Here is a 26,032-nt window from a genome sequence, read left to right as displayed (position 1 = left end):
GATTCTCAACGGAGAACCCGTCTATGCACCACTGCGGAGTCCACGAACTGCGTGATCGATGATCGAGCGCACAGTGTTGTCGTCGATACCCGCGTGCCCGACCAACATCCGGTAGATCAACGGCCCGAAGAACAGATCGATCGCTTCCTCGGTGTCGATGTCTTCGCGAAAGTAGCCGGAATCCACACACCGCCGAATCAGTGCGGCGAAACCCCGACGACGTTCGTCGAGGAAGAAAGTGCGGAAGTATGCCGCCGTCGTCGGATCGTTGGCACACGCGCCGACAAGTTCGGCAAAGATCGACCCGAGTGGACCTCGGTAGAACTTTCCGATGTCACCTAGATAGTCGTTCAAATCGGCTTGCGCACTATCGGTCTCGGGAAATGTCAGATGACGAGCCATGAGCACGCCGAATGCTTCAGCAGCGATAGCTTGCCGCGACGGCCAGTGCCGATACAGAGTCACCTTGCTGACACCGGATTGTTCGGAGATCGCATCGATGGTCGCGGCCTTCATTCCACCGGATTTCAGAAGAGCTTCTGCTGATCTGAGGGCCTTCTCGTGAGCCGCCTCACTACGTGCACCGCTCGGAGGAGTCAGCAATCCCGTCTCGGCATCACCCGATCCCCGAAACACGCCGTCGTCGGGAGCGCGCTTACCCATGTCCACTCCTTAGTCCTTCAAGACCTTGCAGCACAGAGCATTTCCCGGCATCGGAGGACCCGGCACAGCCCAAGGCAGCAACTTGTCGCGATAGCTACTAGTCGTATCGTACACATGGCGCCCTGGACCGAATCAGCATGGTCACAACAACAAGCCCAATCTGATTGCGTCCGCGCATGATTCAAACAACCAGCGCAAGCCTCTCGTTTATTACTCAAAAGTAAGATAGCGTGTGGTCGTCATCACACCAGCCCGTCAAGTACCGAGAGACATACGAAACCGAAGGGTCGATCGTGGCATCGAGGATTCTCTTTCAGGGAGCGGTGGCGCTGACAGCCATTGCACTCACAGGCATCACGGCACCTACTGTCGCCGCGCAACCGTCGGCGGATTCCTTCTATCAGTACGACGGTTCGGCACCGCTGTCGTCGTATCAGCCTGGGGCCGTTCTCAAAACGAGGACCTTGCCCTATCACGTCGTCAACATTCCGACCCCGTTGCAAGCCGTGCAGGTGTTGTACCGGTCGACCGACGCTCTCGGCCGGCCGTCTGCGAATGTCACATCGATTCTTCGACCACCCAATGCCCAGCCGGACAAAGTTGTCTCGTTCCAGTCGGCCTACGATTCGCTGAACCCGGAAGACGGTCCGTCACGAGCTGTCGCGGGGGACACCCCGATCGGCAGCCTGACCGCCAGCGGACGGAACGTCGCCTTCGGCGGGACTCTCGCTTCCGGCGAAGCTGCCATGTTCGGTCCCCTACTGGCACTGGGCTACACCGTCGTCATTCCCGACACCGAAGGGCCGAACGCAGACTTCGCGGCGGGACCCGAATACGGAATGATGACTCTCGACTCTCTTCGCGCCGCCCGTAACACTCCCGAGACAGGTATTGCCGACTCAGCCGAGATCGGCCTGATGGGATACTCGGGCGGAGCAATCGCCACCAACTGGGCGTCCATCCTCGCTCCGGACTACGCCCCGGACATCAACGAGGACCTGATCGGCGCCGCCCAGGGTGGACTGTTGGTCAACCCGGCGAACAACCTCCGGTACGCAAACGGAAGCATCGGCTGGGCAGGCGTTGTCGGGATGGCAGTCGTCGGACTTGCCCGTGCCTACGACATAGATTTCGATCCGTATCTCGGCGATCGCGGACGCGAACTCCTACCTCGCATCGAGGATGCCTCGATCGGGAACGTCATCCTGCAGTACCCGGGGGTGACCTGGCAGGACCTTGCCAAACCAGAGTATGCGAACCCCAACTCGGTGCCCGAGTACGTCGACGTCACCAACAAAATCAACATGGGCAACGCGCCGATACCCACCATCCCTATGTTCATCGCTCAAGCCGCAAACGGAGCCCTCGAGGGCACCCAGCCAGGTGGACCCGGCGTCGGCCCTGGCGACGGAGTCATGGTTGCCGGGGACGTCCGCACACTCGCCACTCGTTATTGCGACGCAGGTTTGTCGATCCAGTACGACCAGTACGACACCATCAGTCACGTTCCCGGTGGCGCGCTTTGGCTCCCCGGCGCCATCACCTGGCTCAACGACCGTTTCAACGGGAATCCGGCGCCGAACAACTGCTCGAACATCGCACCGGGCAATTCACTGGCGCCGGAAGAACACGCGGCGAGTTGAAGTATCCAACCGCCGGGTCAGATCCCGATGGCGAGATCGTCGATATCCGCGAGTGTGCCGCCGTTTTCGAGGATGCTCGTGTAGTTCCGAAGTCTGTTCTGATCTATTTCGGTAGTGCTGACCCCGCGCTTCCAGTACCCGAAGACAACTACATCGTCCTTCGCCAGGCCGACTGTCTTACGGAAATGCGCTCGGATGGAGCGCATTTCGTCTCGCTCGCCGGCTCCCCACACCGCATAGTCTCCTGGGTTCTCGAGCTCGAGGGCATACTCGGCAAGGCGATCCTCGACATGATGCAATTCGAGGCCGGGGATCACGGGCAGTTCCGCGAAAGCCTCGGCGTCACCGGTGGCGACCCAACCAACACCGGTCACACCCTCGGGCCACTGAAGCAGAATCGAATAGAGGGCAGGTATCGCGGTGTCGTCGGCAAACAGTGCGACGCGGCGACCAGTGATCTCGGGAACGAGGAAGTGCGGGCGAGGGCCGGTGAGCGAGAACGTGTCACCCACACGACGGTCGTCGGCCCACCGCATCATCGGGCTGGTGTGACCGTGCAGCACGACGTCGAAGGTCATCGAACCGCTCGACGCATCGAAGGTGCGCACCGTGTAGACACGAGAGACGTCGCCGTACTGCGGACCTAGCTGGATGCGGAATGCGACGTTGGGACGCAGCCAATTCGGGTCGTCCGCCGACGAAGTCAGCTGGACGGTGATGCGCAAGATGCTCTCGGTCGGACGTTCGACGCTTTCGACGACGGCAACCACGTCGTTGAGACCGCGGTCGTGATCTTCGCCGCGTGGCGCCTTTGCCGACGCAGAGGTTTCAGTTTCTTCAGGTCGAGATGCGGTAGTCATTGATATCTCCTGATCGATGGTTCAGTTGTGGACGGGTAGCTGACTGGCAGTTCTTCGATCACGCGGAACAACAAGTGGCCGTCCGGTTTCGGGATCTTCGAGGACCAGAGCCTCGAGGTCGAACACTTCACGCAGCAACTCAGGGGTGAAGACGTCCGAGGCACTGCCCTGCATGACGATTTTTCCGGACCGCATGGCAACTACGTGCGTGGCATATCGAGCCGCGAGGTTCAGGTCGTGCAGGACCGCGACCAACGTTCGACCAGACTGGTGCAGTTGGGAACAGAGGTCGAGAACCTCGATCTGGTGGGCAATGTCGAGAAAGGTGGTCGGTTCGTCGAGCAACAACACCGGGGTGCGCTGCGCGAGTGTCATGGCGATCCATACCCGCTGCCGTTGTCCACCGCTCAGTTCGTCCACCAATTGATCTGCTGCATTGCGCATTCCGACCTCGGCAAGCGCTTCGGCGACAACACGCTCGTCTTCGGGTGACCATTGGCGCAGCATGCTCTGGTACGGATATCGGCCGCGAGCCACGAGGTCTGCCACGGTGATCGCTCCGGGTGAGAGCGGAGACTGCGGCAGCAGAGCGATGCGCCGAGCCACTTCCTTGGTGCGGTAGGACCGAATGTCGTTACCGTCGAGCAGAACCCGACCCGATCGCGGCGCGAGCATTCTGCCGAGCGCACGCAACAACGTCGACTTGCCGCACCCGTTCGGTCCGACGACCACGGTGAAACCGCCGTCGGGGATCTCGAGACTCAACTCGTCCACGATGGTTCGATCGGCGTACCGGAGCTCGATCTTCTCGGCGTGTAGCCGCGATACCGGAGTAGCTGTAGTCATGAATCTCTTTCGTAGCAAGGTTTTCAGGCCTGACGGGCCAACAGCCAGATCAGATAGGCACCGCCGAGCAGACTGGTGACAAGACCGACCGGCGTTCGGAGGCCGACCTCGACCGCTTGGGCAATCAAGTCGGCGCCCGCCAACAGAACCGCGCCGAGCAGGAAGGAGGTCGCGACAAGAACACCGCTGCGCCGAGCCAACCGGCGTGCGATCTGGGGAGCTGCGAGCGCCACAAAGGCGATGGGACCGGTAGCTGCAGTTGCTGCTCCGGTGAGCGCGACCGCAAGCAGAATGCCGGCGAATCGGTATCGCTCCACGGAGATTCCGAGCGAAGACGCTGCGTCGTCGCCCATTTCCATCATGGTGACGCACCTGGACACCACGACGAGAGCAGGAACGAGAACACCGACGGCAATCGCAACGCTGATCGCGTGTGGCCAACCGCGCCCGGTCAGCGAACCGGCCGTCCACTGCTGCACCACAGTGGCGTCGTCGATATCCGCGCGTACCACCAGGAACGACATCACGGCGCTCAGCATCGCCCCAACTCCGATGCCGACCAGGACGAGTCGAAGACCGCCGCTGACTCCGTCTTTGCGTGCCAGCGCGTACACGAGCAATGCGGTCAGCATGCCGCCGAGAACAGCAGCGCCCGCGGTCTGCAGTACCCCGCCGCCGAAGAACACGATCTGGACCACCGCCGCCGTCGCAGCGCCGGTGGTGAAACCGATGATGTCCGGCGAGCCGAGAACATTGCGCGAAAGCGTCTGGAAAACCGCGCCGGCCACCCCGAGGCTTCCACCCACCCCGATCGCGGTGATCAGCCGTGGAAGACGGCGATTCTGGACGGACCGAACCGCCGCTGGGGTGCCTTCGCCGTTCAGAGCGCGCCACACCTCGCCCAAGGACAGGTCCAAGGTTCCGTACATCAGCGTGGCAAACGAGAGCGCCGCCAATGCCGCGCTGATTGATATGGCAACGAACAGCACTCGCGGGACTATGCGCCACGACCACGACCCGATTCGAACCACCCAACCGCGAAAGAGCGGTGGGACCGGCTGCGCTGCAATCATGTTCACAGTGACGCCACCCGCCGTGAACGAACGAGCGCGACAAACAACGGTCCGCCGAGCACAGCCACCGCGATCCCCGTCTGCAGATCTCCCGGCGCGGTGACAACGCGACCGAGCACGTCGGCCAAGAGAAGAAACGCCGGCGCGACGACGAGCACGCACGGCAGAAGAAGACGCAGGTCCGGTCCGACCACGCCGCGCACGATGTGCGGCGCAGCCAGCCCCACGAATCCGAGTGGGCCTGCCGCCGCGGTGGCCGCCCCCGCGAGCAGGATGACTGCTACAGCGGATCCGGCCCGGGCGGGACCAGTGCGGGCGCCGAGCCCTTTGGCGACGTCCTCACCAAGAGCAATCGCATTGAGTGGACGAATCAGCAACAACGACAACACGATACCGATCGCGATGAAGGGAAGAACGGTGACGATCACGTCTCCGCCGCGCCCCTGCAACGAACCCACTGCCCAGAATCGGAACTGATTGAAGGCAGCCTCATTGCTGATGAGAACCATGCTGGTGAGCGCCGTGATCGCCGTTGCCACAGCGGCACCGGCGAGCGCCATGCGCGCTGGGGTCGCGGCGCTGCGATGCGCAGACCCCAACATGTACACACCGACCGAGGCAACGGCCGCGCCGGCGAGCGCGAACCACAGATAACCGCCGACCGAAGTCACCCCCAGATAGGCAATCGCAATCACGACTGCCGCTGATGCTCCGGCGTTCACACCCAGTAGCCCCGGATCGGCCAGTGGGTTGCGGGTGATCGACTGCATCAGCGCGCCGGCCAGTCCGAGCGCAGCCCCGACCACCAGCCCGAGAATTGTTCGGGGCAAGCGTGATCCGATCACAACGAGGTGTTCGTTGTTGCCGGCGTCGTAGGAAAGGATCGCGTCGAGCACGGTGGCGACGGGGATGTTGCGAGAGCCGAGTACCAGCCCACCAACGGACGCCAGCACGATCACGACCACGGAGGCCACGACCAACAACCCCGCACGCGCGGCTGTCCCGGACCGCAGCGGTGCTTCGGTCCGGGACTGTGAAGAAGCGCTCACGCCGTCATTCACCGAACGTGGACACCAGCGACTCGACTGTCTGCTTGGCACTGAAGTAGTCGAGGCGGAAAGCCGCCGTTCCCATCGCGTAGACCCGATCACCCTTGACAGCAGGTTGATTCGCGAGAAGCGGATCGGCAGCAAGTTGCTTCTCCACATCCTTGGGTCCCATCGAGACGGCAAACAGCGTCTGTGAGCCGTCAAGGGCGGCAGACATGTTCTCGGAGCTGACGATCGCGACGCCGGAGGCGCCCCGCTTGTCCGGGGCGACAAACTGCTCAGCGGGCTCGGCATAGGTGAAGCCGAGCGAGGTCAGCAGATTGCCCTGTGGGCTGTCGGCCCGGAACGTCCAGACACCGTCGGCACCCATGTAGACCAGCGCCGTCACCGGCTGCTCGGGAAGTTTGATCTTCCCGGCCTGCGTCGTCACCCAGCTGTCGTACTCGTCGACGGTCTTGTCTGCCTCGCTCTCGAGTCCGGTGACAGTCCCCAGCTGATCTGCGAGCTCCTCCCAGGAGCTGGCGCCGTAGTCGAGAAGAACGGTGGGTGCGATGTCGCTCAGCTGCGCGTAGGCGTCGAGCGTCGAGTCACCTCCGTTGGCGGACCCGATGATCAGATCGGGTTCGAACATCTCGATCGCGTCGAGGTTCAGCTCGAGATTTCGGTAGAGAACCTCGACTCCACGATCAGCTGCCACCTCCGACCACTGGGAGAAGAACCCCTGGTCATCGGTCATTCCCGACGGCGTTGTTGCCGCGCTGGCGACGACCGGCGCACCGATTGCAAGCAGCGTGCCGGTCAACGACGGCGAGGTGGACACGATTCGGGTCGGCTTCGAGGTGATCTCGGTACTGCGGTCGCCGTGATCGACGGTGCGCGGCCATCCCTCGGCAGAACCTGAGGTTTTCTGGGTGTCCTCGGTTCCGGTATCGCTATCTGACGAGCTGGAGCAGCCGGCAAGAGCGAGGGCGACGACCGCGGCGAGTATTGCCGCCGTCGGGCGAAGTGATCTGCGCATGAGTATGGCTTTCTGAAGGTACGAGAGTGCGCCGCTGCGAACGCAGACAGCAGAGGTAAAGTTAGCCATACTTAAGTAGCAAGGGTTGTCCAGGAGCGCCAACGTGTTACCACTATCAGAGCCGGACGCGATCGGTTTGGCGCCGGTCCGTGCGAGCGCCACCGAGCCCAGCACCGCCCGCTCGCCGCTGTTGTTCTGGGTTCTTGCAGGCAGCGGACGCGTCAGAGTCGGATCGACGGTCCACGAGATACCAGCTGGCGAATCGCTGTGGATCCCGGCGGGTGCGCGATACGCAATGGAGACGGACTCGGATTCCGTCGCGTTTCCCATCCTGCTTCCGCCTTCGAACGGCGTCAGCGCCGGGCCGGCTACCGTGACGCGCCTGCGCGTTCCGCCCGGATGGGAAGACAGACTGATCCACGAGTTCGTTCACAACCTGGGCTATCTGCGCGGCGACGCTGCACACCCGTCGTCCTTGTTCGAGATGATCGCCCGGGCTGACGACGGGGCCACCTCGCTGCCGCGATTGCCGCAGTCACGGGAAGCGTTCGAGATCGCGCACGCCCTTTTGCGAACGCCTGGCACCGACGACACCGAGGGACAATTCGCGAAGCGTGCCGGGATCAGCATTCGAACGCTCCAGCGGTACTTCGTGGAAGAAACCGGCCTCACCTTCACGCACTGGCGGCTACGAACTCGGATCGCCGCCTCGCTGGAGTATCTGAAGCAGGACCGCGAGATCGGTTGGATTGCAAACGAAGTCGGCTTCGAAACAGGAAGCGGATTCACCCGCGCGTTCCGGGCCCAGATGGGAGAGAGCCCGAGCGACTACCGTCGACGGGCCCTCTCCGGTCCAACCGATCGCAGCGTGGACACCGACAACGATCAAGCATTGGTCCGCATGCTCGCAGAGCCCAGGCAGCCCGGAGAAACTGCGCCGCCGATACCGGCCAACGCGACGTGGCCGCGCGTCAACGGCGCCCACGTCGCAGTGTGGGTTTACCGAGGCCAAGCCCGGGTGGACGTCGCGGACCGCAGCTGGGAACTGCGCACCGGCGAGGCCATGATTCTGCCTGCAGGCGTCCTCAATACCGTCACGGTTCCGACGGGTTCACTGCTGCTACCGCTCGGCTTCCGCTCCTCGAACGGGTCGACCGTATCTGCCGACGCCCTCGAGACCGTGCAGTTCTCCCACGATGACGAGTTGGCATTGCTGCACACTTTCGTCGCCGCCTACACACCCTTGCGCCCGCGCGGCCACGACAGCGCCGCAGCATTCGACATCATCGCCACCGGCCCTCTCGCACAATCGGTTTCGAACGGGTCTGCCGCCGATTCGATTGCCACACGACTGGCAGCGACAATCTCCGCCCGGCCGGCCGACCCTCGCACTCTGGACGAGTGGGCGCAAGAGTTCGGTACCGACGCGGCCAGGCTGCGCCGGGAGTTCCGTATCGAGACCGGTACTACGTATCCGCAATGGCGATCGCTTTCACGGATGACCCAGGCACGCACCCAACTCCAACTCGGGGTTGCACCCGGAACGGTGTCGAGGAACCTGGGTTACGCGCACCTGCCCGCATTCAGCCGAGCGTTTCGCACTGCGCACGGGATCTCACCGCAGCGCTTCCAAGCTCAGTCCGTCGAACGCGCCCTCTGGTTACGTTCTGTGCCGCGCGCCGCCGAGCCGAGCGCTCGGGTTCTTCACACCCATTGAACGAGCTGCCACACGATGCCGTTGGGATCGACGAACTGGCAGTAGCGCTCGCCCCACGGTTCGGTCTCCGGCTCTGTGACGACGGAGGCACCTTCGGCAGCGATGCGGGCGAACTCGGCGTCGACGTCATCGACCACGAATGCGATGAGCATGCCTTGCCCGGCCGAACCTGCGACGAAGTCCGGCTTGAACGTACCGAGACCGGTGCGCAGGAAGACCACGTTGACCCCGGCATCCGAATGATTCAGAGAAACGAATCCATCGTCGGACATGGCCTCGGTGAAGCCGAAATGGGTTTTCGCGAAGTGGGCCGACGCGTCCGTGTCGGCAACGTTCAAGGACAGAGCAGTGCTGGTGATTTTCATCGTGGCCTCCATGATCATAAACCTTGTGCAGTGCATACAGTATGCACCGTATAAGGTATACCACTGTTGAGGTATTCCCGATTTCTGGAGACGGCTGATGGCACGCGAACTGATCGACCTACTGTGGCGCGATCACCCCCTCGCACCGAAGGGCGGAGCCCGCGGCCCGCGCGCGAAGGTCACCACCTCACAGGCGGTCGACGTCGCTCTCGCCCTCGCGGACGTGGAAGGGCTGGACGCGGTAACGGTGCGCCGATTGGCCGCCGAGATCGGAATCTCCGGCATGGCGGTGTACACCCACGTCGGGTCCCGTGACGATCTCCTGGTGCTCATGGTCGACACCGTGCGCGGCAACAGTCCGCGCCTGTCGTACGGGAACATGACGTGGCGCAAGCGCGTGCGCCGGGTAGCCGAGGAGGAACTTGCCCTCTACTCGGAGCACTGGTGGCTCCTGGACATCACCGATCAGCGCTCCGCGTTGGGTCCGGGAACTATCGCGAAGTACGACCACGAACTACATGCGTTCGACGGCACCGGGCTGAGCGACATCGAGCGGGATTCCGCGCTGACGTTTGTCGCCGACTTCGCCCGGTCCTCGGCGCAAGCACGGCGCCCCGACCCCCGAGCGGCCGACATGGCCGACGTGTGGTCGTCCTGGAACCAGCGTCTGGCCGCCTATCTCGGCGACAACTTCCCGCTGGCGCAGCGAGTCGGAGGAGCGGCCGGCGAAGCCAAGAACACCCCGTACAGCCCCGAGGCAGCCTGGGAATTCGGGCTGGACCGGGTCCTCGACGCCCTGGAAGGTCTTGTTCACATCGAATGACATTCCTGCAATTCGAAACCGCGAGAGCTGTTGCACGCCTATGAGAATCAATCGACCCGAGAGGTACGGGGTTCCAGTGAGCTTCTGATCGAGATTCCGCTGCGCGACGCAACCAGCTAGCCCCGAATTCAGCGGCATATATCCGCAGAGAAGGGGTAGACGAGTAGATACCGGCGGCACATCGACTCAACTCCAGGCGTGGTGGACAATGTTTCTCAGCGACCAGTCAATTCGTCATCACACCCGCCGTTTCGGTGCAGCTCTGTCGCCTTCACACAAGTGGCCTCCCCCGACCGAAACACAGCGCGTCGCACGCTGGAGTGAGAGGTCGGAGATGCTGGGCGCGCTGTCGGTACTCCTGTTCTGGGCTTTCGGCTTCGGCATCCTTCTGGGTGCGGGCGCGATTACAACAGGAATCTTTGCGCTCCGACGTCACCCGAAGAAGTCTGGCGGGCATCTGCTCTCGAATGCCCGCCAGCTGCCGTGGGATGCAATAGTCGGCCTCTTCACCGGCGTCATCGGTCTTGCCCTGAGCGGTTGGTTCTTCGTCGTGGTCCTACCCAACATGTAGGCGTCTGCTAGCCAAGGCCGTTCGCGTCAGTGGCCAATGTTCGGAGTTCCCGTCGTAGGATCTTGCCCGTGGTGGTGAGCGGCAAGCTGTCGATGAAGGTGATCTGCCTGGGGTACTGGTAGAAAGCAAGGCGGCTTTTCACGTGGGTCTGCAACTCCTGGCGAAGCTCTTCCGAAGAGTTCGTTCCTTCGGACAGAACGACAAAAGCGTGAACGGCTTCCCCGCGCAACGGATCCGGAACACCGATGACGCCGGCCATGGCTACCTCGTCGTGCGAGAGCAGGCACTCTTCGATCTCGCCGGGGCCGATCCGGTACCCCGCGGACGAAATGACGTCATCGGCACGCCCCTGGTACCAGAAGTTCCCCGCTTCATCGGTCCGACCCAGATCACCGGTATGAATCCACCCGTCGTAGACCTTTTCATCAGTCTTCGACGGTTGGTTCCAATAGCCGAGGAACTGTCCGGGGTTGCCTGCCTTCACACAGATCTCGCCTACCTGCCCCACCGCTACCGGCTCGCCGAGCGGATCGAGGAGGGTGACGTCGAAGCCAGGAAAAGCGCGACCCATCGAGCCGCTCACGGGCGTCCACTTCGAACGCGAAGTGCCGATGGTCAGATTCATTTCCGTCTGCCCGTAGAACTCGTTGACAGCTACGCCGAGTGTGTTTGCAACCCACGCCTGCAATGCGTCACCGAGGGCTTCACCACCAGTTCCCAATGCTCGCAGCCGAATACCACGCGCAGCGGTGCCGTCGACGCCGATACTCCGCATCTGCTTGAGCGCAGTCGGAGGAATGAAGGCACCCGTTACTTTGTGACGGCTCAGAATCTCGACCGCACGCGCCGGTGTGAATTTGTCGGGCGTCGCAACAACGGGGCACCCCAACGCAAGGGCTGGAAACAGAACGTCGAACAGACCGCCGATCCAGGCCCAGTCTGCCGGCGTCCAGAAGACGTCTCCCCGCTGCGGCGCATTGTCGAATGCCGTCCGCATACCGGGCATGTGCGCCAAGAGAATTCGGTGCCCGTGGAGGGCGCCTTTCGGATTCCCCGTCGTTCCCGAGGTATAGATGATGATGGCGTGTGAATCGGGGCCCGTCGCCGCCAATTCCGCGCTTTCTGCGGCACTGTCGACGAGGCTGTGGAAATCGAGAAGTCGAACGGGGGTCGAATCGGAGGGCTGATCCGTCTTTCCGACAACGATGACGGCTTCGATGCCGGGTATCTCACCTATTCCGTCGGCAACTCGTTCGTAACAGTCCTTGTCGACCACAAGCACTTTCGCTCCCGAGTCACGCATTCGATGAACGACCGCATCCGACCCGAACTTGACCGATAGCGGAACGGTGACCATTCCGGATCGGAAGGCGCCCAGATGTGTCGCGAGAACCTCGATCCCCTGTGGGACCATCACACCGACGCGATCCCCTGAGACAAGGCCGAGATCCGCAAGCACGGTTGCGAACTTACGGCTTGTCGTGGCGACTTCACCGAAGGTGTACCGACTCCAGTGTCCACCGGTGTCTACGACGAGGGCTAGATCATCGGGATTCTGCACATCGACACAGGCGTGCGCGATGTTGAATTGCTCTGGCACAGTCCATTCGAAGTGTTCCGCTTCGAGATCCTGCCACCATGACATATGCGGCCGAGAACTCACCGAGCACCCACTTCGAGGTCGAGGGAATGGGTCTCGCCTACCAGGAAAGAGAATTCGCCGGAGAAAACAAGGTCTCCGTCTTGGTTGACGAGTGAGCCTTTCGATGTCACGATCGCGGTCTCACCGTCCGAGCGAGGGCGAACCGACAGCACTTCCGACACCGCATGCACCGAGTCGCCGAGGTAGGTCGGCCGGTGGAACCTGACGTGGTCAAGTCCGTAGAAGCACTGGAGGTAACGGGGATCCAACTCCACCAGGCCGAGCAAGGTGGACAGCATGAGAGCACCGTGGGCAATCTGGCGACCGAAGCGCGTCTGCTGTGCGTAGTCGGGGTCGAGGTGAAGAGGATGGCGATCCCAGGTGAGGTCGGCGAAACTTCGCACATAGTCTTCGGTGACGACCCGCGGGTCCGTTACCGCAATGTCTCCGACAGAGATCTCTTCGAAACTCTTTGTGATCATTGAAGTTTCCTCTATTAGTTGACAACCGTTGAGCGTTGATCGACCGGCGGTAGATAGGCCCCGTTGTCATCGATGTACATGTCGCGGCTTCCTTCGTCGAGGTCGGTGTCACGGACGAAGTAGACGCTGATCAGCGAAATAACCGACAGGGCAGCGATATACACAGCCACCGCGAACGATCCACCTGTCGCGCGAACCAACATGGCCGCGACCATCGGCGCGATTGCTCCACCCAAGAGCACACCGATCTGGAAAGCGATCGAGGCCGCGCTGTAGCGCACCCGGGCGTCGAACAATTCGGCGATGAACGTCGCCTGCGGCCCGTACGAGATGCTGAGCATGAAGGCGCCGACCGCCAATGCGCCGGTGGTGATCCAGAAGTTGCCGGTATCTATCGCGGCGAATGCAACGAAGACCCACAGACCCATGCCGGTGATGCCGACCATCAGGATCCGGCGTCGTCCGAATTTTTCGGACAGTTGACCGAAGATCGGAATGAAGATGACGGCAACGAGGGCGGAGACCATGACCGCGCCGAGCATGAGGTTTCCGGACAGCAGATCGAATTGATCGGCGTACGTCAGGCTGTAGGTGTTCAGGATGTAGAAGTAGGCGCCGGTGCTGATCATCGAACCTGCGGCAAGAATGATCTGGCGAGGATAGTTCTTGAACGCGTCGACCATCGGGATCTTGACCGCGGTGTTCTGCTGCTTCACGCGAGCGAATGCCGGAGTCTCTTCCAACGTCGTGCGAATGTACAGCCCCACTGCAACCAAAGCGATACTCAGCAGGAACGGAATTCGCCATCCCCACACCAGGAATTGGTCTCCGGTGAGCGCCTTGGTGCCGAACATGACGGCCGTCGCCAGCAGAAGGCCGGCGGGCACACCCACCTGCGGCATGCTGCCGTAGAAGCCGCGGCGATTCTTGGGTGCGTACTCCACAGCAGTCAAAACTGCACCGCCCCACTCGCCGCCGACGCCGAATCCTTGAATCAGCCTCAACACAACGAGAAGAATCGGGGCCCACACACCGATCTGGGAAGACGTCGGAAGGACGCCGACCAGGAATGTTGCAGCTCCCATCAAGAGAAGTGCAAGCACCAAAACCTTCTTGCGTCCGATGCGGTCACCGAAGTGGCCCATCACAACACCGCCGAGTGGCCGCGCCAGAAAGCCGACCGCAAAGGTAGCGAAGGAGAGAATCGTCGCCAGCGCGGGATCTGCGCCCGAAAAGAACAGCGGCGCAAAGACCAAAGCTGCGGAGGCGCCGTAGATCTGAAAGTCGTACCACTCGATCGTGGTGCCGACCAGAACTGATCCGGCTACACGCCGCAGGGCAGGCCTGTCGACAGTTGCGGGAGATGGGGGATTCGCGTCGTTCATGTCATTGCTCCTTGTATGGAGTGCCCTGTTAGCTCGCGCACCGAGGGGGAGGCTCGACAAGAACACTATGCAGTGACCCAACGCACAGTCAAGCATTTTTCAATCGATCGATTGATGAATCGAAATGCATTTTGCCAGTACACAGGTAGCTATCAATCAATTGATTGACGGTCAGTCGATTTCGGCGACGATGCTAGCATGATTGGGCAACCAACCGAAATGAGGATCATGGACCTGGGGCGCGTTCAACGGGCGGCAGTCACGCTGTTCGCGACGAAAGGGTTCGCCGCTACCGGCATTCGTGAACTCGGAGCAGAAGCCGGCATCAACTCGGCAACGCTCTATCACTACGTCGGCAGCAAAGAGTCACTGTTGGCCTCGATCATTCGGTCGTGCCTCGACGAGCTGACACAGTCGGGAGAGCGGGCGATGCGCCGCAGCGCCGATCCCGTGGTCCAACTCGCCGGCCTGGTGTCGTCGCACGTCGGCATTACCGCTGTCAACCAACTGACTGCCCGCGTCGCCGAGTACGAGATGCGCGGATTGACCGGAGACAACCGCATCGAGTTGCAGACGCTGCGCGACGAGTACGAGCTTCTATTCGGACAGATCCTCGAACGCGGACAACGCGTGGGCGCCTTCGACATCGAAGATCTGGCATTGAGCCGACTCGCGATACTGGAGATGTGCACCGGGGTTGCGCACTGGTACCGGCCCGGTGGGCGTCTCGAGTTGGAAGATGTCCAGCGATTCTTCGTCAGCACCACATGCAAGCTTCTGTCGGTTCCGTCCGACGAACTGAACGGAGTGGAATTCATTCACGAAGTTCGAAAGCTGGACAGCGAACCCGAGACTCAGTCCTCCGAAATTTGGGGCACCCACGCACAGAGCGACTTCGTACGCCAGTCCGAACTGTAATCAGGCCAGGAATCCCTAGCCCTTTGTGTGAGGACGGTTGCCGGAGGCGGATCTACCCGCAATAGTCGATGTATGGATCGGTACAAGATCACGATGCCCGACGGCTCCTCGACCGAGGAACCTTTCGACTCCGACAAGGAAGCAATCGCGTGCGCCGTGGATGCCAATCGAGGCGTCAGCAAGCACCTCGTAGTCGAGAAATACGCGGCCGACGGCCGTCTGATTCCTACTGCTCAGGCTCCTGCGAAACACAAGGGACATCACAAGAATCGTTCGAACAGTTGAATTCTCGACTACACCACGCCTGTCGAACTTGGTGTGCGACGACCCGACGCGTGACGCAAAAGTAGATGGATCGCATGCTCGACGGTTGCTCCCAGGACAGCTTCGGGGTCACCTGAGAAAACCTGTTTCTCTGTTTCAGCGGTCCCATGGTCGACGACTCCGAACCACACAGTTCCCGGTGGGACGTTCTCCTGGGTATCCGGACCGGCTTCGCCGGTGACGGCCAGTGCCAACGTCGCGCCGAACAGTGTGGCAGTGCTGCGTGCCATGACCCGAGCAGCGTCCTCGCAGACGACTGGGCCGTCAGGAACATGAAGAACGGAATGCTTGACCGCTCGGGTATATGCGACGATCCCGCCACAAAACCAGGAACCGGCGTTCGGCGCCTTTCCTAGATGTGCGGCGATGTTCCCGGCGGTCAACGATTCCGCCGTCGCCACCGACAGACCGTGTTCCTCTACTACTGCGGCCAACTGCCTGCACATATCGTCGAGATCCTTGTCCGACGGAAGCTCGGGTCGTGGATCGCCATTCATATGTTGCTCCTCCTGCTGTCCGATCGGTGACCTCGATAAGAAATTGGAAGTCTTGGAATGCCAATTCCAACCGTGCCCTACAGCTCACTGCCACCTTGTGAACTGCACCCTTCGAAAGTGCGTCGGGCGCACTCGTCGATCACATCGGCCACCCGTGACCGGCGTGCGAGTTGCCGGCGCTGCACGATCGCCCCGTTTCCGTTGCTGAAGACCTTGTCCAAGGAAGCCGTGACCTGCTCGAACTCTCCGAATGCGGTCAGAGCAGGTTCGACATGATCCACCAACCGCCGAACCGCCTGGTGTGCAGTCAGCAAGCGCAGGGATTCCACGTCCAGCGACCTGCCGTCGAGTCCGTCGCGTGCTGCACGCCAGCAAGCCGCGCGGAGTAGCTCCTGATCGACGGCAGGCGCAACCTCACCTTTGGTGATCGCAGCGGATGCGGTGCCGACGAGTGCCTGCACCAGTGTGGCCAGAGTCATCGTCTCCTCCACGGTGGCGGGCACGTCGCTGATCCGAATCTCCACGGTGGGAAGGTGATCCGACATGCGCACGTCCCAATAGACCATGTGCGGATCGAGGATGACCCCTGTCTCCAGCATCGCTGCAACGGCATCTTCGTAGTGCCCCACGGACTCGAAGAAGGGCGGCGGACCCGAACTGGGCCATCTGCCGAACAGAACGTAACGCCAACTCGCATAACCGGTATCGCGTCCCCCGCTGATCGGCGAGTTCGCCGTCAATGCCAACAAGGTTGGTAACCATGGACGCAGATGATTGATGATCTGGACCGATCGTTCTCGATCTTCGACGCCCACGTGAATGTGGCAACCGCACATCACACCTTCGGTGATTGCACCGAATTGACCGGCCATCCGTTGGTACCGCGACTTCTGCGTGATCTCGTCGACCGGTGGATCGTAGAAAGGCGTTCCGACAGCGATGAGTTGACATCCCACGCGGGCAGCGGCATCGGCGGTGAGGGCACGAGACTCACAGAGTTGATCACGAAGGTCACGAATGTGGTTGCCGATCGAAGTGGAAGTCTCCACCTGACAACGTGTGAGTTCGAGTTGCAACGAGATACCGAGTTCTCGCCCGGCAGCAGCAACCTCGGAGTTGCGCAGACTGGGACGCCCAGTCTGCGGATCACAGAGCAAAAACTCCTCCTCGACACCGAGAGTCGGTGTACCTACCGAGAATAGGTCAGGAGTCGACTTCCCATTCATAGGCCTTCCTCGCACCGGTTTTCCTCCACACCCGATACTTCGAGCGTACGGCTTTCTCCGCGCTTCGGCACTACTCCATCCGTTTCATTCACCCATTGATCGGGTAGTTGCCCTGTGAACCGACGACGAGCGAAGAATCGCAAGTCTTCATGAGCGAAGGATGGAGTGCGCCGTGACCAACATGAGCGGGAGTTCACCGGTAGATGACGAACATACCAATCGATCGCACGTCGGGGAGGCAATCAGCGACGGGCGCAACTATCCCGGATACCTGCTGATCGGGCTGGGTCTGGCAACACTCGGATTGACCTTGGTGGCAGCAGGTTACGGATTTCGCGGATGGGCAGTCATCGCCGGCGCGGTGTGCGTCGTGTCCTTCGTCGTCGGAACACTGGCCATCTTGATGGAACACCGTCGGGTCAAGCGACTGGAAGGTCAGGAACTCTTCGATCAAGAAGGGCACTGAACCGAACGCTCGAGTTGTATTCTGCACAAGCAGAATACAACTCGAGCAGAATCCGGCTCAGTGATCGCGGAGTTTCTCGATCAGCTCACCCTTGTTCAGTTTCGAGTACCCGTGCAGATCGAGTTCCTTGGCGCGTTTCTTCAGATCGTCGACCGTCCACTCCTCGTACGGCGAAGATTGTCCGCCGGACTTGGCGACAGTCGACCGCCCTCGATTGGCGGCCGCATTGGAGATTCGAGCCGCCTTCTCCTTGGAATCACCCTTCTCACGTAGCTCTTCGTAGAGTTCTTGATCCTTGAGTTGAGGTTGTGAGTCCTTGCGAGCCACTGTTTCGTCCCTTCACTCGTGTCTTCACTCCGACGGTGTGGCCGAACTTGCGGTGTGGCCGAGTTGGCAGTTCGGCCACACCGCAAGTTCGAACGTACGCCGGCACTCAGGATGTGGGCGGCACCTCGAAACGCCCCCACACGCGGTGCGTCTTCAGAAGCTGAGCGAGTGAGGCGAGGGCTCCTTCCGCGTCAGCATCGACGACGACTCCCAATGCAGACTCGTCGATACCGGCGGCAGCCAGCGCACTCATGCTCTCACCCCAACCACCAATTGCCTTGCTGTGACGATACATTTCGTTCAGCAGAGTCTCCACCCGTGGATCCAACTTGCCCTCGCCGATCCGAGAAACGTCGCCGCTCAGCAGGATTGCATCGAATTCGATCGAACGAGCCGTGAGGTACGTTCGCTGCACCGTCACCGCGTCGTCACCGTCCCCGATGGTTCCGCCGTGCGGGCCGAGGATCAGCGGCACCATGCCGGCGTCGAAGATCTTGTCTCGAATGGCGACCACGGTGTCGAGATCGGAGTTCTCGTCGACCAGTAGCGCGATGATCCTTCCGTCGACGGGCCATTCCGCGCCAACCTGGGACAGTGCAGGGCTGAGCTCCGGATCACTCAACGGCTCCGTCGGTTCGGGAACCGGAAGGCCGAGCCCCCCTGCGACAATCGACACGAGACCCGCGTCGATGTTCGCCAAGATTCCCAGATTCCGGGTCTTGATGTTCTCCTCGTAGCACTTGCCCAATTCGAAGGTATACGCCTGCGCAACGTGCTCCTGTTCGACTGGGGAGAGACTGCGGTAGAAGAGTCGAGCTTGCGAGAAGTGATCGTCGAACGATGCCGGCGCCTGCCTCCCCTTTCGCCCTGAAACTTCCTCAGGCACCTCGATATAGGCCGCGCTGTCCGCCGAGGCCATGAACGGGCACCCACCGTCCAACGAATTGGGATGGTACGGAGCGACTCCGGTATGCACGCCGTCCTGATGGAAGCCGTCGCGAAGCATGTCGTTGACAGGCGCGTGAGGACGGTTGATCGGAATCTGGTCGAAGTTGGGGCCACCGAGTCGCGTGATCTGGGTGTCGAGGTACGAGAACAAACGCGCCTGCAGGAGACGATCGTTGGTGATGTCGACGCCCGGAACCAAGTGGCCCGGGTGGAATGCGACCTGCTCGGTCTCGGCGAAAAAGTTCGTCGGATTGGCGTCGAGTGTCATCGTTCCGATGACCTGAACCGGCGCGAGTTCTTCGGGCACGATCTTGGTGGGATCCAATAGATCTATGCCTTCGAACATTTCGTCTTCGGTATCAGGGAACACCTGCACGCCCAGATCCCAGGACGGATATGCGCCCGCCTCGATGGCGTCGGCAAGATCGCGTCGATGGAAATCCGGATCCACACCGCCGGCGATCTGCGCTTCCTCCCACACGAGTGAATGCACTCCGGCGGCCGGCTTCCAGTGGAATTTCACCAGATTCGTCTCGCCGTCGGCATTCACGAGCCTGAACGTGTGAATGCCGAAGCCCTCCATCATGCGATAGGAGCGCGGGATGCCTCGATCGGACATGTTCCACAATGTGTGCGCGGTGGCTTCGGTGTGCAGCGACACGAAATCCCAGAACGTGTCGTGCGCGCTCTGCGCCTGCGGAATCTCCCGGTCCGGGTGGGGTTTCGCGGCATGGATGATGTCCGGGAACTTGATTCCGTCCTGGATGAAGAACACCGGGATGTTGTTGCCCACCAAATCGAATACACCTTCGTCGGTGTAGAACTTGGTGGCGAAGCCGCGTGTGTCTCGGACGGTATCCGCCGAACCGCGTGAACCCAGAACTGTCGAGAAGCGTACGAATACCGGGGTTCTGGCACCTGAAGCGAACAACGAGGCTTTACAGATGTTTTCGGCTGCGCCATTCGCCAGGAACGTGCCGTGCGCGGCCGCCCCGCGGGCGTGGACGACACGCTCCGGAATTCGCTCGTGATCGAAGTGTGTGATCTTCTCGCGCAGATGGTGATCCTGCAGAAGAGTCGGGCCCCGCTCGCCTGCGGTCAGTGAGTGGTCGGTCTCGTAAAGCCGTGTACCGGTGGCGGTGGTGAGGTACTCCCCCCGCTGGCCACGTCCATTTCCCTTCACCTTCTCTTCGGCACCCGCGACGGTACGCACCTCCGGCTGCCGCTGGTCGTCCTTGGGCGGCAACGGCTGTCGAGGCTTGACCGGTTCTTTCAGGTCCGGCGCTTTCGGGGCCGGTGCACCTGGGACGGACTGAGATGAAGGCATCGAACAGCTCCTCTTGATCGTCATGCTGGGCGCACGAATCTTGTTACGCCCTAAGTAAGTAGAGATTTCAAACTGAACGCGGAGCCACGACTCACCCTCGGGCTGGGATCAATCCCAGGCCGAGGGTGACGAGTGCGTCAGGGCTATTGCTCGGACTTCTGTCGCGCTTCGTCTGCGGCCGCTTCGGCGCGAGCCTTCTCGGCTTCCGCCTCTTTCTTCGCGGCTTCTCGCTGGCTTTCGGCCTTGTCCTGCTGGGCGCGGCCCTCTCGGGTCAAACTGTCGTTTCCGGAAACCGCACCAACGGCTTCCTTGGCCTTACCCTTGACGTCCTCTACTACGCCTTTGATTCCCTCGCTGGGACCGCTCTTGTCATCTGGCACGTTGACCCTCCAATACGTTTCGGATTCTCGCTCAGGGTTCCCACACAGGCAGGACTCCCACACAGAAGGCCCTACCCCGTCGAAATTCGCATAAACATCCGTGCACCGACACGCCACAACGCGTACGGGTAGCGACCGCCGAGGGGAGTGCCGTTCACTCTCGTGTGTTATTCAGTGCACATGAGCCAGTTACAGACCGATCCCCCCGTGGGCGGAACGCTGTCCACGATTCGCGCGCTTGCGCCCAACCTGGCCCCGAGCGAGCGACGCGTCGCCGACATCTGCATAGCCCGGCCCAAAGAGTTCGCCTGGTGGTCGGCGGCAGATGTGGCCGAGCACGCGTCTACGTCGACAGCAACGGTTATTCGAGCGTGTCAGAATCTCGGATTCAAGGGCTTTCAGCATCTGCGCATGCTCCTGCTCAGAGACCTCGGCGCATCCGAATCCCGCGTGCAGGATGCTTCGCACACCAAGGACAGCATCGGGCTGATGCAAGCGGTATTCGGCGAAGTGGCTGCCGATCTCGGCGGAGCACTCACACCACTGGATCGCGAGGCTTTCGACCAGGCGGTAGAGGCCATCGCCGACGCCGACCGCGTGCTCGTCGTGGGAAACGGGGTATCCGGGCCATCTGCATCTGCAGTGGCTGTTCGGTTCATCCTGAACGGACGGACCGCGGAAGCACCCACCGATGCGGTGATGCAGCAACTGACAGCTCGCCACCTCACCTCGCGAGACGTCTGTCTCGCGATCAGTGACAGTGGACTCAACTCGTTGACCCTCCAGCCCGCCCACGCCGCGAAAGAAGCCGGCGCTATCGTCATCGGCGTGACCGGATACGCACGGTCCCCACTGGTGGAACTGGCCGACATGGGCCTGGTTCTCGGTGGCGGAACCGGGCCGTGGGGCGCGCACGGAGCTTCGGCGACCGTCATCCAGCTGACCTTTCTGATCGGCCTGCAGATCGCCGTCAGTGAACGACGCGGCGGGTCGGCGGAAGCTGCCGCCCAGACTCTCGAGCATGTGATCGGAATCCTCAATCACGTTTCCACTAGCTGAAATTCGGATCTTCCATACGTTCCGGCCCGAATAGTTGCCCTGAGAATTACGGACATTTACGACGGCGTTCGATCACCGTTCATCTTCGACTGGCTAACTTCCGATGTAACGAAAATCCCCAATTCGATGCGATTGGGTAACGTCATTTCATCGGGAGAAGCCAATGGGCAGGATTCGAATAGAGAATCTGAGTCGGAAGTTCGCAGATGTCACCGCAGTCGACAACATCGACATCGATGTTCGTGACGGCGATTTCCTGGTCCTCCTCGGCCCCAGCGGCTGCGGCAAGACGACACTGCTGAGAATGCTCGCCGGCCTGCTGGAACCGACCAGCGGCCGGATATTGCTCGACGACGAAGACATCACCACCGCTCCCGCGCGTCGACGCGACGTCGCCATGGTGTTCCAGAACTATGCGCTCTACCCACACCTCTCCGTGGCCAAGAACCTCGGATTCCCCCTGAAGGTGAAGAAGATCGACAAAGCCTCCGCAGTAGCGCGTGTCGAGGAGGTAGCACAGCAGCTCGAGATCGCACATCTGCTGGAACGCAAGCCGAAGGAATTGTCGGGTGGCCAGCGCCAGCGAGTGGCAGTGGGACGCGCGATCGTTCGAAATCCCAAGGCGTTCTTGATGGACGAACCTCTGTCGAATCTCGACGCGAAGCTCAGAACGGCCACCCGTCGTGAGCTCACCGACCTCCACCGACGATTGGGCGCCACCTTCGTCTACGTCACCCACGACCAGGTCGAGGCGATGACAATGGCGACGCGTATCGCACTGCTCAACCACGGCAGACTCGAGCAACTCGGCACCCCTGAGGATGTCTACGATCGTCCGGCATCGGTGTTCGTCGCAGGATTCCTGGGCAGTCCCGCCATGAATCTTGTTGATGCGAGGGCATTCTCGATTGGCGGGCGAGTGAGGGTGTCGGCAGAAGGAATCGAAGCCTCACTTTGGCCAGGGGAGTCCGATTCCCGCGACGTCGTGCTCGGCATTCGTCCCGAACACCTCACACCGTTACATCCGGGCGCAGATTCCGAGACCGGTGCGCGTATCACCGTCGACGTCACTTCTGTCGAGAATCTCGGAAGCGAGCAGGTGGCCTACTGCATGGTCGGGTCGACCACGATCTGCGTGCGCGCTCCGCGACCGATCGCACTTCACGAGGGTCAACCCGCGGTGCTGTCCGCCGAACTGCGTCATCTTCATCTCTTCGACCGATCCAGCGGACGAAGACTCGAATGGCTGGACATACCAGCAACATTGGATCTCGACTCATCCGTTCTCAGCTGAACCTTCAACTCGTCCTCTGACACTGCATTTCACCACCAGGAGAATTGTCATGCGCAAAACACGATGGAAGATCGCCACAGCTTTGGCGGCATCCCTCGCCCTTGCCGGATGCGCCACGGGAGGTGCCACCACCGGCGGCTCCGATTCCGCAGTACAGGTACCGGAACTCGACCCGAATCAGCAGGTCGACATCGTCTTCGAGTCCTACAACCTTGCCCAGGCAGGTTTGTGGACAGACACCATCACCGGTCTCATCTCCGACTTCGAGGCCGCCCACCCGAACATTCACGTCAAAGCTCAGCCGCCGCAGAGCGGTGGTGCGGCCGGTTCCGGCACCGCGAGCAGCGTGCAAACACAGATGCTCGCCGGTTCGCCACCCGATGTCGCTCAATTGACCTTCGACACACTTGATTTCGCCGTCACCGCACTGAAAGCAAGAAATCTCGACGAACTGGTCGGCAAGGACGCAGTCCAGGAAAACTTCGGCGGCGACCATCCCTTCCACTCCAGAGCTGCAACACTCGGCGACTGGAATGGGGAAACCTACGGCGTTCCGTATGTGTTCTCCACCCCGACATTGTTCTACAACTCCACCGCGCTGACCGAGGCCGGGCTCCCGGCAGACACCGATCTCTCCACCTGGGACAAGGTTGCCGCTGCCGCCAAGGCAGTGACCGCCAAGACAGGAAAGCCGTCGCTGGGAGTGAGCTGTTCGGTCAAGGGTGGCAGCTGGTGCATGCAGGCACTCTTCAAATCGGCCGGTGGGGGTGTGCTGTCCGAAGATCGCAAGACCATCGAATTCGGCGAGCCTGCCTCGGTCTCGGCAGTCACCATGCTTCGTGGACTCTACGAGGACGGAGTCTTGGTGAACGCTGATTCGGCAACACAGTACGAAGCCTTCGCAAAGGGCGACATCGCGATCGATCTCAACACGTCTGCGCTGCAAGGCATGTTTGTCAGTTCTGCGGCCAAGGCTGGTTGGGATCTGCGCGCTACCGCGCTACCTGCCTTCGACGGGCAGGCAGCGGTTCCCACCAACTCAGGTTCGGTCCTCTCCGTCTTCTCGCAAGACCCGGCAAAGGCTCGCGCTGCTTGGGAACTGATCAAATTCATGACCAGCGATCACGCATACACACAGATCTCCACCAAGATCGGATACCTGCCTCTCCGCTCTTCGCTGACACAGGATCCCGCTGCACTCAAGCCATGGGCCGACAGCAATCCGCTACTGGCGCCCAACCTCAAGCAACTCGACTCGCTTCAGCCGTGGCAGTCGTACCCCGGTAACAGCTATGTCCAGGTCGACGACATTCTCGCGCAAGCCATCGAGGAATCCGTGTTCTACGGCAAGGACCCGAAGTCGACCATGCAAGCCGCGCAGCAACGGGCTCAGGACTTGATCGGCTGACACGGTCCATTCCAATTCCAGCGAACATCACTTCCGAATCGGGAACAAACTATGACTACAGCTCTTCCGGTTCAGCGGGCCAATCGTCGGCTCGATCTGAACGGTACCTACAACTTTCGCGACGTGGGCGGATACGCTACCCGCGACGGCCTCAGCACCAAGTGGAACAAGCTCTTTCGTGCGGACGCTCTTCATCGACTCGATCAAGCTGACCGCGAGATTCTCCGAGCGCGCGGGCTGGCCTTCGTCATCGACCTGCGCGAACAGGAAGAGTTGGACACAGCACCGAACGCTCTCGGAGGGCTGGACCTCCAGCAATTCCACCTTCCCATCTTCGAGAGCGAAATAAACTCTCGAGAGACAAGTTTGGACCTCGCAGCGATCTACGCGAAGGTCATCGACCAATGCGGAGTCCGGCTGGTTCGCGCGGTGCGCGCCATCGCGGAGTCCGACGACAGCGCAGTACTCGTGCACTGCACGGCAGGCAAAGACCGTACCGGCCTCGTCGTTGCTCTCGCTCTTGCAGCGGTCGGCGTTGACTACCGCGACATCGTCGCAGACTATTCGCTCTCCGAGGTCATGTTGGCCGGCGAGTGGGCATCGGCCATGGCCGTCAAGATGCGCGAATACGGCATCGGCGACGGGGAGAACCTCGCCCAGCTCGTCGGAGCAAGCCCGGCTGCGCTCATGCGGGCAAGCCTGCAATCCATCGACGACTCGTACGGAAGTGCCTCCGAATACCTTCTTGCCCACGGATTGAGCTCCGAAGAACTCGACCGCCTACATCTTGCACTGGTCAACTGACACACACTTGAAGGAGAATTTCATGTCCCAGTACGGCGAACCCGATCACTACATCCTGCACCTCAGCGACACGCACTTTGTCACCGACGGAGATCTTCTCCACGATTCCGTGGACAGCGATGCCAACTTGGCACGCATCTTCGAGCGACTGGAGCGGGCCGGCCAGCGCCCCGAGGCTATTGTCTTCACCGGCGATCTGGCCGACGTGGGAGAGCCCGAGGCGTACGTCCGACTGCGCCGAATCGTCGAGCCGGCGGCTGAACGGCTTGGCGCAAAGGTGATTTGGGTCATGGGAAATCACGACGCACGCCCGGCGTTCAGAAGCGGGCTGCTGGATTCCGCTCCGACGCAGGAGTCCGTCGACTCCGTGGTCGACGTGAACGGCCTCCGGATCATCGTGTTGGACAGCACTGTTCCCGGAAGCCATCACGGCCTGATCACCGACGAACAGCTCGCTTGGCTCAAAGAGGTCCTTGCCGTACCGGCTCCACACGGCACTCTTCTGGCACTGCACCATCCGCCAGTCCCGTCGGTTCTGGACGTGCTCACTTTGGTGGAACTCAAGGAACAGAGCAAACTTGCCACGGTGCTCGAGGGAACGGATGTCCGCGGCATTCTCGGTGGCCATCTGCACTACTCGACCACCTGCACGTTCGCCGGAATTCCCGTCTCGGTTGCCTCTGCCACCTGCTACACACAGGACCTTCTCACGGACAAGGGCAGCATGCGCGGCCGCGACGGCGCTCAGGCGTTCAACATGGTCCATGTCTTCCGAGATCGCGTTCTGCACACGGTAGTTCCGGTCGAGGAGTCTGCCACTGTGTACGAAATGAGCGCCGAGTACCTCGCAGAGGCTATAGCCAAACTGGTCCCCGCCAGCGATGCTTCCAATTCCGCTACTGCACTGGTGAATTGAG

The 26,032-nt window shown here is 61.3% G+C and carries 27 protein-coding genes; 12 read left to right on the top strand and 15 right to left on the bottom strand.

The window, feature by feature from the left end; genetic code table 11:
• Positions 1–21 precede the first annotated feature (21 nt).
• Entirely contained in the window at positions 22–663 is a 642-nt protein-coding gene (locus H351_RS04605) for a TetR/AcrR family transcriptional regulator (protein ID WP_021333298.1), read from the bottom strand.
• A 293-nt stretch (positions 664–956) separates the two neighbouring features.
• Here H351_RS04605 and H351_RS04600 point away from each other — a divergent pair, with 293 nt between their 5' ends.
• Positions 957–2,306 (top strand): lipase family protein, encoded by a 1,350-nt coding sequence (locus H351_RS04600; protein WP_029256615.1) that lies wholly within the window; start codon positions 957–959, stop codon positions 2,304–2,306.
• A gap of 17 nt (positions 2,307–2,323) precedes the next feature.
• On the opposite strand, the gene H351_RS04595 is transcribed toward H351_RS04600, so the two are convergent.
• The 5 genes from H351_RS04595 to fepB are packed head-to-tail and all read right to left on the bottom strand — an operon-like array spanning position 2,324 to position 7,152.
• On the bottom strand, positions 2,324–3,166 hold the full coding sequence (locus H351_RS04595) for a siderophore-interacting protein (RefSeq protein WP_020909628.1): 843 nt from the start codon (positions 3,164–3,166) through the stop codon (positions 2,324–2,326).
• A 21-nt stretch (positions 3,167–3,187) separates the two neighbouring features.
• Positions 3,188–4,012 carry an ABC transporter ATP-binding protein gene (locus H351_RS04590; protein ID WP_029256616.1) on the bottom strand — a complete coding sequence of 275 codons (825 nt, stop codon included), beginning with the start codon at positions 4,010–4,012 and terminating at the stop codon, positions 3,188–3,190.
• Positions 4,013–4,035: 23 nt separating this feature from the next.
• Complete coding sequence (locus tag H351_RS04585; protein ID WP_244891439.1) at positions 4,036–5,085, bottom strand: FecCD family ABC transporter permease; 1,050 nt, start codon at positions 5,083–5,085, stop codon at positions 4,036–4,038.
• 2 nt (positions 5,086–5,087) lie between these two features.
• On the bottom strand, positions 5,088–6,134 hold the full coding sequence (locus H351_RS04580; protein ID WP_244891438.1) for a FecCD family ABC transporter permease: 1,047 nt from the start codon (positions 6,132–6,134) through the stop codon (positions 5,088–5,090).
• Between the two features lie 4 nt (positions 6,135–6,138).
• Entirely contained in the window at positions 6,139–7,152 is a 1,014-nt protein-coding gene (gene fepB, locus H351_RS04575; protein WP_029256619.1) for a Fe2+-enterobactin ABC transporter substrate-binding protein, read from the bottom strand.
• A gap of 103 nt (positions 7,153–7,255) precedes the next feature.
• Here fepB and H351_RS04570 point away from each other — a divergent pair, with 103 nt between their 5' ends.
• On the top strand, positions 7,256–8,869 hold the full coding sequence (locus H351_RS04570) for a helix-turn-helix domain-containing protein (RefSeq protein WP_029256620.1): 1,614 nt from the start codon (positions 7,256–7,258) through the stop codon (positions 8,867–8,869).
• On the opposite strand, the gene H351_RS04565 is transcribed toward H351_RS04570, so the two are convergent.
• Positions 8,857–9,234, bottom strand: a complete 378-nt coding sequence (locus tag H351_RS04565) for a VOC family protein (RefSeq protein ID WP_029256621.1) — start codon at positions 9,232–9,234, stop codon at positions 8,857–8,859. The genes H351_RS04570 and H351_RS04565 overlap by 13 nt on opposite strands.
• Before the next feature lie 97 nt (positions 9,235–9,331).
• On the opposite strand from H351_RS04565, the gene H351_RS04560 reads away from it, so the two are divergent.
• The gene (locus H351_RS04560; RefSeq protein ID WP_029256622.1) at positions 9,332–10,057 is read left to right on the top strand and encodes a TetR/AcrR family transcriptional regulator; all 726 of its coding nucleotides are present in this window, start codon (positions 9,332–9,334) and stop codon (positions 10,055–10,057) included.
• A 208-nt stretch (positions 10,058–10,265) separates the two neighbouring features.
• Positions 10,266–10,628: a hypothetical protein gene (locus tag H351_RS04555; RefSeq protein ID WP_020909636.1), complete on the top strand. Its 363-nt coding sequence runs from the start codon at positions 10,266–10,268 to the stop codon at positions 10,626–10,628.
• Positions 10,629–10,635: 7 nt separating this feature from the next.
• On the opposite strand, the gene H351_RS04550 is transcribed toward H351_RS04555, so the two are convergent.
• The 3 genes from H351_RS04550 to H351_RS04540 are packed head-to-tail and all read right to left on the bottom strand — an operon-like array spanning position 10,636 to position 14,137.
• Complete coding sequence (locus H351_RS04550) at positions 10,636–12,273, bottom strand: AMP-binding protein (protein ID WP_029256624.1); 1,638 nt, start codon at positions 12,271–12,273, stop codon at positions 10,636–10,638.
• Positions 12,274–12,287: 14 nt separating this feature from the next.
• The gene (locus tag H351_RS04545; RefSeq protein WP_020909637.1) at positions 12,288–12,752 is read right to left on the bottom strand and encodes a MaoC family dehydratase; all 465 of its coding nucleotides are present in this window, start codon (positions 12,750–12,752) and stop codon (positions 12,288–12,290) included.
• A 14-nt stretch (positions 12,753–12,766) separates the two neighbouring features.
• Positions 12,767–14,137 (bottom strand): MFS transporter, encoded by a 1,371-nt coding sequence (locus H351_RS04540; RefSeq protein WP_029256625.1) that lies wholly within the window; start codon positions 14,135–14,137, stop codon positions 12,767–12,769.
• Between the two features lie 198 nt (positions 14,138–14,335).
• Here H351_RS04540 and H351_RS04535 point away from each other — a divergent pair, with 198 nt between their 5' ends.
• Both H351_RS04535 and H351_RS04530 read left to right on the top strand, forming a co-directional pair.
• Entirely contained in the window at positions 14,336–15,055 is a 720-nt protein-coding gene (locus H351_RS04535; RefSeq protein WP_019745951.1) for a TetR/AcrR family transcriptional regulator, read from the top strand.
• A gap of 72 nt (positions 15,056–15,127) precedes the next feature.
• Positions 15,128–15,340 carry a hypothetical protein gene (locus H351_RS04530; RefSeq protein ID WP_029256626.1) on the top strand — a complete coding sequence of 71 codons (213 nt, stop codon included), beginning with the start codon at positions 15,128–15,130 and terminating at the stop codon, positions 15,338–15,340.
• Positions 15,341–15,348: 8 nt separating this feature from the next.
• Here H351_RS04530 and H351_RS04525 read toward each other — a convergent pair whose 3' ends face one another.
• Positions 15,349–15,876 carry a CinA family protein gene (locus H351_RS04525; RefSeq protein ID WP_029256627.1) on the bottom strand — a complete coding sequence of 176 codons (528 nt, stop codon included), beginning with the start codon at positions 15,874–15,876 and terminating at the stop codon, positions 15,349–15,351.
• 77 nt (positions 15,877–15,953) lie between these two features.
• Complete coding sequence (locus H351_RS04520) at positions 15,954–17,102, bottom strand: glutamate--cysteine ligase 2 (protein ID WP_029256628.1); 1,149 nt, start codon at positions 17,100–17,102, stop codon at positions 15,954–15,956.
• A 160-nt stretch (positions 17,103–17,262) separates the two neighbouring features.
• On the opposite strand from H351_RS04520, the gene H351_RS04515 reads away from it, so the two are divergent.
• Positions 17,263–17,568 carry a hypothetical protein gene (locus tag H351_RS04515; protein ID WP_019745955.1) on the top strand — a complete coding sequence of 102 codons (306 nt, stop codon included), beginning with the start codon at positions 17,263–17,265 and terminating at the stop codon, positions 17,566–17,568.
• A gap of 57 nt (positions 17,569–17,625) precedes the next feature.
• Here H351_RS04515 and H351_RS04510 read toward each other — a convergent pair whose 3' ends face one another.
• The 3 genes from H351_RS04510 to mbp1 all read right to left on the bottom strand — a co-directional run bounded on the left by H351_RS04510 (position 17,626) and on the right by mbp1 (position 20,550).
• The gene (locus H351_RS04510; protein WP_020909642.1) at positions 17,626–17,895 is read right to left on the bottom strand and encodes a DUF7218 family protein; all 270 of its coding nucleotides are present in this window, start codon (positions 17,893–17,895) and stop codon (positions 17,626–17,628) included.
• A 106-nt stretch (positions 17,896–18,001) separates the two neighbouring features.
• On the bottom strand, positions 18,002–20,170 hold the full coding sequence (locus tag H351_RS04505) for a catalase (protein ID WP_029256630.1): 2,169 nt from the start codon (positions 20,168–20,170) through the stop codon (positions 18,002–18,004).
• Positions 20,171–20,313: 143 nt separating this feature from the next.
• Positions 20,314–20,550, bottom strand: a complete 237-nt coding sequence (gene mbp1, locus H351_RS04500) for a microaggregate-binding protein 1 (RefSeq protein ID WP_029256631.1) — start codon at positions 20,548–20,550, stop codon at positions 20,314–20,316.
• A 180-nt stretch (positions 20,551–20,730) separates the two neighbouring features.
• On the opposite strand from mbp1, the gene H351_RS04495 reads away from it, so the two are divergent.
• From H351_RS04495 to H351_RS04475, 5 genes are all read left to right on the top strand, one after another.
• Entirely contained in the window at positions 20,731–21,609 is an 879-nt protein-coding gene (locus H351_RS04495; protein ID WP_029256632.1) for a MurR/RpiR family transcriptional regulator, read from the top strand.
• Positions 21,610–21,772: 163 nt separating this feature from the next.
• Positions 21,773–22,903, top strand: coding sequence for an ABC transporter ATP-binding protein (locus H351_RS04490; RefSeq protein WP_029256633.1), 1,131 nt, complete (start codon positions 21,773–21,775; stop codon positions 22,901–22,903).
• Positions 22,904–22,952: 49 nt separating this feature from the next.
• Complete coding sequence (locus tag H351_RS04485; protein ID WP_029256634.1) at positions 22,953–24,311, top strand: extracellular solute-binding protein; 1,359 nt, start codon at positions 22,953–22,955, stop codon at positions 24,309–24,311.
• A 51-nt stretch (positions 24,312–24,362) separates the two neighbouring features.
• Entirely contained in the window at positions 24,363–25,115 is a 753-nt protein-coding gene (locus H351_RS04480) for a tyrosine-protein phosphatase (RefSeq protein ID WP_029256635.1), read from the top strand.
• A gap of 22 nt (positions 25,116–25,137) precedes the next feature.
• Entirely contained in the window at positions 25,138–26,031 is an 894-nt protein-coding gene (locus H351_RS04475) for a phosphodiesterase (protein ID WP_029256636.1), read from the top strand.
• Position 26,032: the final 1 nt, after the last annotated feature.

Origin of the sequence: Rhodococcus erythropolis R138 (assembly GCF_000696675.2) — a bacterium.
Taxonomy (GTDB): Bacteria; Actinomycetota; Actinomycetes; order Mycobacteriales; family Mycobacteriaceae; genus Rhodococcus_F; species Rhodococcus_F erythropolis.
The sequence above is the reverse complement of the archived record's forward strand: the minus strand, read 5'-3'. Positions and strand labels throughout refer to the sequence as shown.

Bases quoted from the DNA above. Each gene is read 5' to 3' on its own strand.
- H351_RS04475 (WP_029256636.1), top strand. From the start codon at position 25,138: ATGTCCCAGTACGGCGAACCCGATCACTACATCCTGCACCTCAGCGAC.
- H351_RS04480 (WP_029256635.1), top strand. From the start codon at position 24,363: ATGACTACAGCTCTTCCGGTTCAGCGGGCCAATCGTCGGCTCGATCTG.
- H351_RS04585 (WP_244891439.1), bottom strand. From the start codon at position 5,085: ATGATTGCAGCGCAGCCGGTCCCACCGCTCTTTCGCGGTTGGGTGGTT.
- H351_RS04520 (WP_029256628.1), bottom strand. From the start codon at position 17,102: ATGAATGGGAAGTCGACTCCTGACCTATTCTCGGTAGGTACACCGACT.
- H351_RS04565 (WP_029256621.1), bottom strand. From the start codon at position 9,234: ATGAAAATCACCAGCACTGCTCTGTCCTTGAACGTTGCCGACACGGAC.
- H351_RS04605 (WP_021333298.1), bottom strand. From the start codon at position 663: ATGGGTAAGCGCGCTCCCGACGACGGCGTGTTTCGGGGATCGGGTGAT.
- H351_RS04555 (WP_020909636.1), top strand. From the start codon at position 10,266: ATGTTTCTCAGCGACCAGTCAATTCGTCATCACACCCGCCGTTTCGGT.
- H351_RS04505 (WP_029256630.1), bottom strand. From the start codon at position 20,170: ATGCCTTCATCTCAGTCCGTCCCAGGTGCACCGGCCCCGAAAGCGCCG.
- H351_RS04550 (WP_029256624.1), bottom strand. From the start codon at position 12,273: ATGTCATGGTGGCAGGATCTCGAAGCGGAACACTTCGAATGGACTGTG.
- H351_RS04525 (WP_029256627.1), bottom strand. From the start codon at position 15,876: ATGAATGGCGATCCACGACCCGAGCTTCCGTCGGACAAGGATCTCGAC.
- H351_RS04515 (WP_019745955.1), top strand. From the start codon at position 17,263: ATGGAGTGCGCCGTGACCAACATGAGCGGGAGTTCACCGGTAGATGAC.
- H351_RS04590 (WP_029256616.1), bottom strand. From the start codon at position 4,012: ATGACTACAGCTACTCCGGTATCGCGGCTACACGCCGAGAAGATCGAG.
- H351_RS04530 (WP_029256626.1), top strand. From the start codon at position 15,128: ATGGATCGGTACAAGATCACGATGCCCGACGGCTCCTCGACCGAGGAA.
- fepB (WP_029256619.1), bottom strand. From the start codon at position 7,152: ATGCGCAGATCACTTCGCCCGACGGCGGCAATACTCGCCGCGGTCGTC.
- H351_RS04495 (WP_029256632.1), top strand. From the start codon at position 20,731: ATGAGCCAGTTACAGACCGATCCCCCCGTGGGCGGAACGCTGTCCACG.
- H351_RS04560 (WP_029256622.1), top strand. From the start codon at position 9,332: ATGGCACGCGAACTGATCGACCTACTGTGGCGCGATCACCCCCTCGCA.
- H351_RS04540 (WP_029256625.1), bottom strand. From the start codon at position 14,137: ATGAACGACGCGAATCCCCCATCTCCCGCAACTGTCGACAGGCCTGCC.
- H351_RS04545 (WP_020909637.1), bottom strand. From the start codon at position 12,752: ATGATCACAAAGAGTTTCGAAGAGATCTCTGTCGGAGACATTGCGGTA.
- H351_RS04535 (WP_019745951.1), top strand. From the start codon at position 14,336: ATGATTGGGCAACCAACCGAAATGAGGATCATGGACCTGGGGCGCGTT.
- H351_RS04595 (WP_020909628.1), bottom strand. From the start codon at position 3,166: ATGACTACCGCATCTCGACCTGAAGAAACTGAAACCTCTGCGTCGGCA.
- H351_RS04485 (WP_029256634.1), top strand. From the start codon at position 22,953: ATGCGCAAAACACGATGGAAGATCGCCACAGCTTTGGCGGCATCCCTC.
- H351_RS04490 (WP_029256633.1), top strand. From the start codon at position 21,773: ATGGGCAGGATTCGAATAGAGAATCTGAGTCGGAAGTTCGCAGATGTC.